The organism is Candidatus Margulisiibacteriota bacterium, from assembly GCA_018822365.1.
GTDB lineage: Bacteria > Margulisbacteria > WOR-1 > O2-12-FULL-45-9 > XYB2-FULL-48-7 > XYB2-FULL-45-9.
Genome location: JAHJKL010000055.1, coordinates 17315 through 27029, shown reverse-complemented (window position 1 = coordinate 27029; position 9715 = coordinate 17315). Strand labels below are relative to the sequence as shown.

General features: G+C 50.8%; 6 protein-coding genes and 2 tRNA genes. 4 read left to right on the top strand and 4 right to left on the bottom strand.

What is annotated here, in order from left to right; translation table 11 throughout:
• Window positions 1–119: 119 nt before the first annotated feature.
• A tRNA-Ile gene (locus KKF06_04790) sits at window positions 120–193 on the bottom strand.
• Between the two features lie 161 nt (window positions 194–354).
• On the opposite strand from KKF06_04790, the gene KKF06_04785 reads away from it, so the two are divergent.
• Together KKF06_04785 and KKF06_04780 are read left to right on the top strand one after the other, a co-directional pair.
• Complete coding sequence (locus KKF06_04785; protein ID MBU1617073.1) at window positions 355–1422, top strand: hypothetical protein; 1068 nt, start codon at window positions 355–357, stop codon at window positions 1420–1422.
• A 45-nt stretch (window positions 1423–1467) separates the two neighbouring features.
• The gene (locus KKF06_04780) at window positions 1468–3696 is read left to right on the top strand and encodes a hypothetical protein (protein MBU1617072.1); all 2229 of its coding nucleotides are present in this window, start codon (window positions 1468–1470) and stop codon (window positions 3694–3696) included.
• A gap of 212 nt (window positions 3697–3908) precedes the next feature.
• On the opposite strand, the gene KKF06_04775 is transcribed toward KKF06_04780, so the two are convergent.
• Together KKF06_04775 and KKF06_04770 are read right to left on the bottom strand one after the other, a co-directional pair.
• Window positions 3909–3979: transfer RNA gene (locus KKF06_04775), tRNA-Gln, on the bottom strand.
• A 7-nt stretch (window positions 3980–3986) separates the two neighbouring features.
• On the bottom strand, window positions 3987–4223 hold the full coding sequence (locus KKF06_04770; protein MBU1617071.1) for a hypothetical protein: 237 nt from the start codon (window positions 4221–4223) through the stop codon (window positions 3987–3989).
• 60 nt (window positions 4224–4283) lie between these two features.
• On the opposite strand from KKF06_04770, the gene nadB reads away from it, so the two are divergent.
• Both nadB and KKF06_04760 read left to right on the top strand, forming a co-directional pair.
• The gene (gene nadB / locus KKF06_04765) at window positions 4284–5879 is read left to right on the top strand and encodes an L-aspartate oxidase (GenBank protein ID MBU1617070.1); all 1596 of its coding nucleotides are present in this window, start codon (window positions 4284–4286) and stop codon (window positions 5877–5879) included.
• 74 nt (window positions 5880–5953) lie between these two features.
• On the top strand, window positions 5954–8209 hold the full coding sequence (locus KKF06_04760; protein ID MBU1617069.1) for a hypothetical protein: 2256 nt from the start codon (window positions 5954–5956) through the stop codon (window positions 8207–8209).
• On the opposite strand, the gene KKF06_04755 is transcribed toward KKF06_04760, so the two are convergent.
• A complete protein-coding gene (locus tag KKF06_04755; GenBank protein ID MBU1617068.1) occupies window positions 8197–9714 on the bottom strand; it encodes an AAA family ATPase in 1518 nt (505 codons plus the stop codon). The two genes, KKF06_04760 and KKF06_04755, sit on opposite strands and share 13 nt — an antisense overlap.
• Between the last annotated feature and the right edge of the window lies 1 nt (window position 9715).

Below are 9715 nucleotides of genomic sequence, written 5' to 3'. Positions count from 1 at the left end.
GCGCGACCCTGCGGCGGAAGGTCAGTTTTCAGCCGATCCTAATAATGGGGCGGCTTGTCGGCAACTTTCGTCGCCTCAAAGCCGCCCAACGTCCGCAATGGTTTGCGGTTCCGAAAAAATGGGCCCAGGTGGAATCGAACCACCGACCTCACGCTTATCAGGCGTGCGCTCTAGCCATCTGAGCTATGAGCCCGTTTGAGAGGAATGTACAATTTTAACAAAAATTTGCCCTATTGGCAATTGTCATCATTTATTCATACTCTATCGCTATAAAACGCGGTCAACCCGGCATATATAATCCCTCTTGTCAAAAGCGCTGTCTTACCATAAAATGCTCGCATCAGGCAAATACCAATGAGCATTAAAATTAAAACCATACTAATTGTTTTTATATCCTTTGTTGTTTTTTACATCGCGACCGATCTTGTCGCCAACAAAGTGATCTTTTCCGGTTTCACCAAGCTGGAACAGGATTACGCGTTAAATGACATGGGCCGGATACTTTACTTCATTAATGATACCTTTTCTCGCTTCAATGAAACAGCTGAAGATTGGGCCGCCTGGGACGACACCTACGAATTTATCGACAACAATAGCCAGGCATATAAGAGCTCAAATCTGTCGCCGCAAACTTTCCAGAGCCTCCACCTTGATCTTATTTTATTCTGTGATAACCAGGGTAAGGTCATATACGCGATGCAACCGGGTGAGACCGAGGATCAGCTGACCCCTCTCACCCCGGAAAAAGAAAAGATCATTACCGACAATTATCTCTGCAATCAGACCGAACCTCAGAAACAAGGGGTTTCACTTTTTCCTGAAGGGGCCTTTTTGCTTGTCGCCAATCAGATCGTCAAAAGCGACCGGAGTGGCCCGGGGCGCGGAACCCTGATCATGGGGCGTTTTATCGGTCCTGACCTGATCAAGAGGCTGACCTCGATCACCAATCTCTCCACAACAGCTCATCCATTAAATAACCCGGCTCTCTCTCCCGAGATCGCCAATATCCTGACTGAACTCAACAAATCCCCGATCGCCCTGAAAACGATCAACAAGGATAAATTATTCGGCTATTTGCTCCTGAACGATATCGCAAAAAAACCGGCTTTGGTCTTTAAGGTGGAAAGCCCCAGGATCCTCAGCTTCCAATCGGAGATTTTTTCCAGCCTGCTCTCTTTAGTCCGCGCCGGGGCGTTCTTTTTATGCGCCCTGGTTATTTTGATCCTGCTCCAAAAGACTATTCTCTCGCCGCTCGATAAGATCAACAAACTCATGGCTAAAATAATTGATATATGCCAGCTGACCGCTGTAAACAAATCCGCCCCATGTGACGAAATCGACCAGCTGAAACATTCAGCCGAAGCATTGCTTGAAGAACTTAATCATCGCCATCCGGAAAACAAAGCATTATTCAAGTCTTGACCGCTTCTACCAAACTTTTTTCAACACTTATGATAAAATCATCCCATGCAAAGATTAAGGTTGGCAATAATAATCATGACTATTTTGTCCAGCCATGCTTCTGCCGCCTGGTACTCCTGGCCCCAGATCTGGGGAAAAGATGAAACGCACCCCGTAAGCGCGACTGCCAATATCTCCCGCTCCCAGCAAGAAAAGCTGGCTGTCCTGGCAAATGTTTTGCGGGTCGAAAAAGATTTTTCCGGTATGCGGCAAGCGGTCAGTAATGGGCAAGCGGCCGGATTCAAAGTCCTTGCCCAGCTTTTTTCTAACGCTTTTCCGGCGGAAGAAGACAAACAAGCGCTTATCACTGGCGGCGCCGAAATTATCAATTATGACGGGAATCCTTTTTATTCATACGGCTACTTTTGCTGCAGCCAGCCAGCCTGGCGCGACTATCTTAAGGACGCGGCAAGATCGGCCGTGGAAACCGGCGCTGACGGATTTTGTCTGATAACCGGGAACAATGAAGACGGCCGCTGTTTCTGCTCGTCCTGCGAAGCCTATTTCAGGGAATATTTAAAAGCTAAATACACCGCCCCGGAGCTGGCCGCCCTGGGGATAGCGGATATCAATACTTTTGATTATTCGGATTATTTGCGCGGCAAAGGATACACCCAGAACGATCTTTACGGCGATAACGATAAAAGCGGCATTCCTCTTTTAGAGGATTACAAGAGATCCAACGACCAGACTTATCTGAGTTATGTTCAGGATCTGATAAATACGGCAAAAACATATGGCAAATCCGACCTCCTGGTGATGATGTCACGGGAAGGTCCGGCCGAATCAACGACCGTCAAATACTCTTCTATTGAAGCTTTTACTTTTTATACTGATTTTGATGTCTTGTCCAATATTTTTTCCTACCCGGAGAACACTCAAGCTCCGGTTTATAAATATGAAAAAGCGATGTTTCCTTCCGTCCCCATCGTCACCCAGCCGGTCGACCTTTCCATGGGAGGGATCGCGACCCAAACCTCTGATCCCGAAAAATATCTTTATGGGTGCATCGCGGAAGCTCTGGCCAACAAGGTCAGCTACTATGACGTGCACGATTACGGCCTTTGGAACAACCTGTGGCTGGACTGGAGCATAGATCCTTCGTTCAATTTAAAGATCAAGGATTTCCTTCAAGCCTATAACGCCGCATTTGATCCCGGCACCCTCCAAAGCTACGCCAAGATCGGGGTCCTCTACTCCACAAAAACCCAATTAACCGGCCAATGGCTGCGGCCGGCAACGGCCAGCGCCTCTTTTCTCGGGTTGGGCAAAGCTCTTTCCAAAGCCGGTTTTCAATACGATGTTATTTTTAACAGCACCGGGGAACATCGGGCAGAGACCATCAGCGCCGGCGCCCTGGACCCGTATGAGATCGTGATCATTGCCGGAACATACAGCTTAACCGCGCGGGAAAGATCAGCCCTGCTTGCCTTTGCCAACGGCGGGGGGACCTTGATCGCTTATGGCGAGATTGACGGGTCTCTTTCGCTCACCCCCGGCGAAACCGCTTATGGTTCAGGCAGAATATACTACAATCCAGCTTCAGTCCCTAAATCGTACGCCCAAACCGCCGGCGCGACTTATTTGGCAACTATCGAAAGCGACGTCAACAATTATCTTTCCGGTAAGATCATAAAAGGGATCACCCAAACTCATCTCAACCGCCAGGTCTGGAAAACCGCTGACCCGGAAAGGGTTTATTTGCACCTGGTCAATCATGATGTCGCCAATAAAGTTACCAGCCTTACCGTTTCTCTGGAGCTGCCCGCGGGATTTGGACCCGACAAGCTTTATTGCGCGTCCCCGGATCTGGCCGAGCAGGAATTGGCTTACACGCGAAACGGCCAAAGCATTACCTTTATTGTGCCGGAACTCGATGTTTGGGACCTACTGATCCTGACCAGCACGCAGGAATCCGGACAATCCGCCGCCAGAGAGAGCATTGTCCAATCGCTCGCCTGCGGACCAAACCCTGCTTCGGACAGCTCAACGATCATTTATTCGCTCTCCGAGCCGGCAACAATAAAAATTGGGATCTATTCGATCAGCGGAAACCTGTTAAAAGTCCTGTCCGAGAGCTATACATTAGGCGGCACCGTAAGAAGCGCTGTCTGGGACCTAAAAGACGCGGTTGGCGACATTGTTCCCAACGGCGTTTATATTTACATCCTGGAAGCCAGAGGCGAAAGCGGCAGGATATCGCGGGATAAAGGGAAAATAATCATATTAAAATAAACTGGGGGACAGGGATTCGTCCTCCGCCCCGGCTTGGGCCGGGGGCTACGGGACATGGCGTTTTAGCTTCCGCTCGCTCACCGTGCTTGGGCACGGGTATCGCTCACTCTTCCCGCCGCTGGCGGGCGCAAAAACGCCTTTCTCATCCCTTCCCTGTTTTGCGCGGCAAAACCTTATTGCTGAACGCAATACCATATTTTTCTTCGAAAAATCTGGGGGACAGGGATTCGAACCCCGATACGCAGCTCCAGAGGCTGCAGTCCTACCGTTAGACGATCCCCCAATGACAACTAATAAGGCGGGTTCCACCAATGAGGCTGAAAAATTAAAATAAACAGGCCATAGGCGACAATAAAGCCAGCAACCACCATGTAAACCAAGAAACCGCCGGCCAGCGGCTCCTGCCACCGTTTCCGCATCCACCAGGAAAAAAGCAGGGCTAAAATTCCAACAATTAATACACCAACCCCTTTAAATACAGGGCTTGTGCCGGTAAATTGGACAAAACTAACAACCCATTCGAACATGGTAAAATTATAACTTACTTTAAATTAACTTTCCACTCCCCTATAGTGTATAATTAATTCATGTCGGACACCTCTTTTTCCTGCGATTTTCTGATCATTGGCGGCGGAATAGCCGGGCTTTCGGCCGCTCTTGAAGCAAGTAAATACGGCGAAGTTATCCTCCTGACCAAAGGAAAGACCGGCGAAAGCGCCACCGAGATCGCCCAGGGAGGGATAGCTGCCGCCATCGACCAGCCGCGCGACTCGACCGAATATCATTTTGAAGACACCATCGCCGCCGGGGCCAACCTCTGCGACGAACAGGCGGTCCGGGTTTTGGTGACCGAAGGGGTCGACCGGGTAAAAGAGCTAATTGAAATGGGAGCCCGCTTTGACCGGGCCGAGACCGAAGCGGGAGGAGGGTTTGCCCTAGCCCTGGAAGGGGCACATAAACGCCGCCGTATTCTTCACGCGGGGGACGAGACCGGCAAAGAGATCGAAAAAACCCTTGGTCGGCGGGTGGTCAGCGAAAATAAAGTCTCCATTGTCCAGGGAATGATGGGGATAGATCTTTTAGTGGAAAACGGCCGCTGTTATGGGGCCCTTGCTCTTGATGGAAAAACTGGAGAAGTTAATACCTATCAGGCAAAATCAACCCTTATTGCTACCGGAGGAGTCTGTCAAACCTATCTTTATACGACCAATCCCTCTTTTGCCACCGGTGATGGTATTGCCATGGCTTATCGAGCCGGCGCGGAAGTAACCGATCTGGAGTTCGTTCAGTTCCACCCGACCGCCCTCGTCAAGTTCAAACAATTCGAAGATATCGTCGCCCTCCCCCGCTTTCTGATCTCCGAAGCGGTCCGCGGCGAAGGGGGAGTCCTGCTCAATACCAATGGGGAACGGTTTATGGAAAAATACCACGTCAAACTGGAGCTGGCCCCCCGCGACATCGTTTCCAGGGCAATTGTCCAGGAAATAAAGGCAACCGGCAGCGACCATGTTTGCCTCTCGCTCAAAGGGATCGAACCGGACAAGATCAAGCACCGTTTCCCGATGATCTACCAGACCTGTCTCGATCGGGGGCTCGACATCACCAAAGACAATATTCCAGTCGCCCCTGCCGCCCATTATTTTATGGGGGGGGTCAAGACCGACACCAACGGAAAAACAAATCTTCCGGGGCTTTACGCCGCCGGCGAATGCGCGTCAACCGGCGTCCATGGCGCGAACCGCCTGGCGTCTAATTCTCTTCTTGAGGGATTAGTCTTTGGGCGTCGGGCGGCGCTCGCGGCAAAAAACGAAATACTAAATGCTAAATACGAAACAAAAACTGATCTTCAAATCCTAAACCTCAAACCGCGTTTCAAGGATTTCGAGATCCAGCGCTACAAGCTGATCATTAAAACCGCTATGTGGAATGGGGCGGGGATCATCAGGTCGAAAGAAAGCCTGGAAAATACCCAGCACAAACTAGCCATGGTGGAAAAGGACCTGATCTACCCGGCCGGTTCGATCGAGGAGCTGGAATTAAAAAATATGCTGTTGACCGCCCAATTGATCAACCGGGCGGCGCTTGACCGGACCGAGTCAAGAGGCGCCCATTATCGAAGTGACTTTCCAAATAGTGACGAAAAAAGCTGGAAAAAGCACCTGGTCTATATAATAAACCGTTAAATCTCCCTATAACACCCGAAATTTCCCGTCAAAATTGCCGATATATTATTAGACAGGCACAAGGAGCATCGGCAATGCCGCCAATCAACGCCGCAAGAAAGTTAACTGCTTGCCAGGAAGCCAATTCCCGGCCTTCTTTGCTTAACCCGGGAACCCAAAGGTTTCTTGACCTTTTTAAGCGGGTCAGGGAAGGCTTGCTTCAAAGAAGGACAGCGGTCGATCTCTTGATCAGAGAAAATGACAAGTTAGTGCGAAGCATTGCCCGTAAATATGAGAACCGCGGCTTGGCCCTTGTTGACCTTGCGCATGAAGGGAATATCGGCTTATGCGAAGCGATCGCGGTCTTCGAGACCAGGCTTAAGGAAAGTTGTTTTGAAAACTTAGTCAGGGCTGGGAAGCTGAGCCTCGATGATTTTTCCCATATCTACATTAAAAAAGCGATCGAGAACGCCGTTAAAGAAAAAATGAGAGAAGTTAGTTTTCCCGGCAAATTTGTCCCCCTGGACGGAACTCTCCCCTCTAATGAAGGGAGGGGGTTAACCCGTCATGATCTAATGGCCGACCCGACCGCTTATAATCCCGAAGAAATGGCGCTGGCGCGCCGCATTCTGGAGCGGCTCGCGCCCGACCGGCAAGAGGCATTGAACGAAGAATTACCACCCGGTCTGCCGCCAACTGAAAGCCCAAATCTCCCGGATCCGTTTCCTTTCGGTCCTATTGTCCCCCTCCCCCATCGACAGGAAACCTCCCCCAGGCAAAAAGAGCTGGCCAAGGAATTGTCAGCTATTATCGATAGCCCGGGGATCTTTGAGCAAAGGTTCACGGCGCTGGTCGAGCTATTAAACCGCAAAGAGATCTCGACTTCAGACGTGGTCGATATCCTGACTCTGCTGGACAGGTCAAGCAACAGCCGTTATTTTGAGATCAAGGGAAAGATTTTTGAACTATTGTCTCGTCTGCCAAAAAGCAAAGTCATTGGCGCCAAAACCCAGGCGGAAAGATCGCCAGATCAAAACGCGACAGCTCTACGCTGGCTGACCATGTTTTACTTGCCAATCGAGGCCAGGTCGAATAAACACCGAAAATCGTTAAATCTCCGCAAATCGATCTTAGCTTTTCTGGAAGACGGCGGTCCACCACCGGAACCATTCATAAAAAAGGCCAGCCACGGCATTCTAAGCTTAATTACTGTTTCGGGGACGCCAGCTCTTCTCTCCCCTCTTGGCTGCATGGACAGGGATGTCAATCTCTCCTTTAGCATTGAAGACAGCCGTAAAATCGTTTCAGTCCACGAAACAAACGGAGTACCGATAAGAGACTTTGAAATAATCAAAGATTCAGGCGACGTCTGGAAAGCAAGACCGATTATTAGAACTGACAGACAGTTATCTGCCGAACGCGGACGGGCGATTGCGGCTTTTATCCTGGAAGAAAAAGAACCTGGACAGGAATATATCGTAACGATTAAGGAACAAGGCGCGATCGATCTGGTCCACTTTAACGGTATGCGCCTGCAGATCAGCGCGCTTGGCTTTGGGGAGAGACCGGCCAAAATCAGCTTCCAGATCGTTAATGGAGACAAGGTCTGCACGGTCAAAGAAGAGGACGGCCGCCTGATCAAACAAGTTAGAATTTATCAGTCGGATACTGGCCTTTGGCTGACGAAGCCGCTAAACCCTTCCGACCTCCAGCTGGCGGCGGAACGCTTCCGAGCGATCAAATCATTTTTTGAAGGGGGCCCTCGCCCGGAACAAACATATTCGTTCACGATCAGGGATAACGGGAATATTGATCTTATCATGATAGAACAAAAACATCTGTCGCTTAATTCCCTTGGCTGCCGCAAAAGAGAGGCGCTGGTCGCTTTCCGGACGGAAAATGGCGATCGGATCGTTTCGGTTTTTGAAGCGGACCGGAGTGAAAACGATAAACCGATCCGGGAATATCGGATCATTAAACAACGCGGCCGCTGGCAGGCCAAACCGCTTGAAATATCCGACCGCAAGCTGGCCATGCTCCGTACTAAATTAATCCTGGAATTCATTGAAGGCAAAAGACAAAGGCCGCCGCGGTCATTCCAGATCACGATCGGAACTAACGGCACAGCCTTCCTATTCAGCCTCAACAGGCGATCAGTTCACCTGGGATCATTAGGCTGCAACGGCAAAAAGAAAAGAGAGGCAATAGCCACAATTATAAAAGATAAAAAAGATAATGTGATCGTTATGGTAGCCGAAACGAACGGGGCAAAAATAAACGCCTATCTTCTGGCCAGCCAGGGCGCGATCAATTTTAAGCCGCCGGTGATCTCGGAAGCTTATTCCGGATAGATCCGCAGCCGCCGTTTAGGCTCTTCACCTACCGACTCCGAATGAAGCCCCGCCTCTTCCACCCTTTGATGCTGCAACCGCCGGATATATGCGTTCTGGGGATTAAGGTCGATCGCCTTTTTACCGTTTTTAGCCGATTCGATCGCATCTGCAGCTTCCCGCAGGGCAATCGCTTCTGTTTCTTCTTTCCCGGCGGCGTTAAAGTAAAACTTCAGGAATTTGATCATCTGCGACGAGACGTTCTTTTTGATGACATGGACCTGAATATTGCGCTCATCCGCCGCTCGCATAATTTTAGTCCCCGTCCGGGCCTTTGATTTAACCGTCAAAACCAGATCGGCTTCGTCTATCTCTTTGGCGACGACCGCCGGCAGCTGCATTGCCCGGAGAGATCGTTCCAGCGTCTGCCTGTTGACCCCAAAAGGATAAATCCTGACCGGCCCCTCCCCTTTTTCTATTGCCATTCGGTCCACCTCTTCCTGGGTCGGGACCGGCATCGGCTCGAGCGCTTTTTGTGAGATCTCGATCTTCCCGTCGGGAAGACGAACCCTGATCTCCGGCCTGATCGGCAGGCCGCGCAGAATGGCGTCAACTGATTTGGCGACGTCACCATAGATGGCAAATTTATCCCGTTCCTGGATCTCGACCGCGATATCGAACGCGGGAGGGCCTTTCCGCTCCAGAACCGCTTTTTGGGTATGGCGGCGCTTCGCCTCTTCATCCCCCAGAATAACCGATTGGATCCCGCCGACCAGGTCGGTCAGGGTCGGGTTGCTGATAATGTTGTCAAATGTCACCCCGTGGGCGGTCCCAATGAGCTGGACGCCGCGCTCAGCGATCGTCTTGCAGGCGGCCGCTTCCGCTTCGGTCCCGATCTCGTCAACGATGATCACTTCCGGCATGTGGTTCTCCACCGCTTCGATCATCACCTTGTGCTGAAAATCGGGAGACGGGACCTGCATCCGGCGGGCGGAGCCGATCGCCGGGTGGGGAATGTCGCCGTCGCCGGCGATCTCGTTGGAGGTATCAACCACAATAACTCTTTTTTTAAACTGTTCGCTCAAGACCCGGGCCGCTTCGCGCAGTTTGGTCGTCTTCCCGCTGCCGGGAGGACCAACAAACAGGACGTTCTTCCCCGACTCAACCACATCTCTTATAATATCGATCGTTCCGATAATGGTCCGGCCGACCCGGCAGGTCAGACCAATGATCTTTCCCCGGCGGTTGCGGATGCAGGAGATCCGGTGCAGGGTCCGCTCCACCCCCGCCCGGTTATCGGAGGTAAAATCGCCGACTTTGCCTACGACATAATCAATGTCGTCCTGGGAAACGACCATTTCCCTGAAATAATGGACAGAGCGGGAAAACCGCGCTTCCGCCGGTTTGCCAAGATCAAGCACAACCTCGACTAAAGAAAAAATATCATGATAGGTGATTAATGATTGCTTAATAAGCGGGGGTAAAACCTCTAAGAGGCTGCTTAGCTCTTCATCAAGATGGTTCATC

Excerpts from the sequence above, each read along its gene's own strand:
- KKF06_04770 (MBU1617071.1), bottom strand. The coding sequence starts at position 4,223 with ATGTTCGAATGGGTTGTTAGTTTTGTCCAATTTACCGGCACAAGCCCT.
- KKF06_04760 (MBU1617069.1), top strand. The coding sequence starts at position 5,954 with ATGCCGCCAATCAACGCCGCAAGAAAGTTAACTGCTTGCCAGGAAGCC.
- KKF06_04780 (MBU1617072.1), top strand. The coding sequence starts at position 1,468 with ATGCAAAGATTAAGGTTGGCAATAATAATCATGACTATTTTGTCCAGC.
- nadB (MBU1617070.1), top strand. The coding sequence starts at position 4,284 with ATGTCGGACACCTCTTTTTCCTGCGATTTTCTGATCATTGGCGGCGGA.
- KKF06_04785 (MBU1617073.1), top strand. The coding sequence starts at position 355 with ATGAGCATTAAAATTAAAACCATACTAATTGTTTTTATATCCTTTGTT.
- KKF06_04755 (MBU1617068.1), bottom strand. The coding sequence starts at position 9,714 with ATGAACCATCTTGATGAAGAGCTAAGCAGCCTCTTAGAGGTTTTACCC.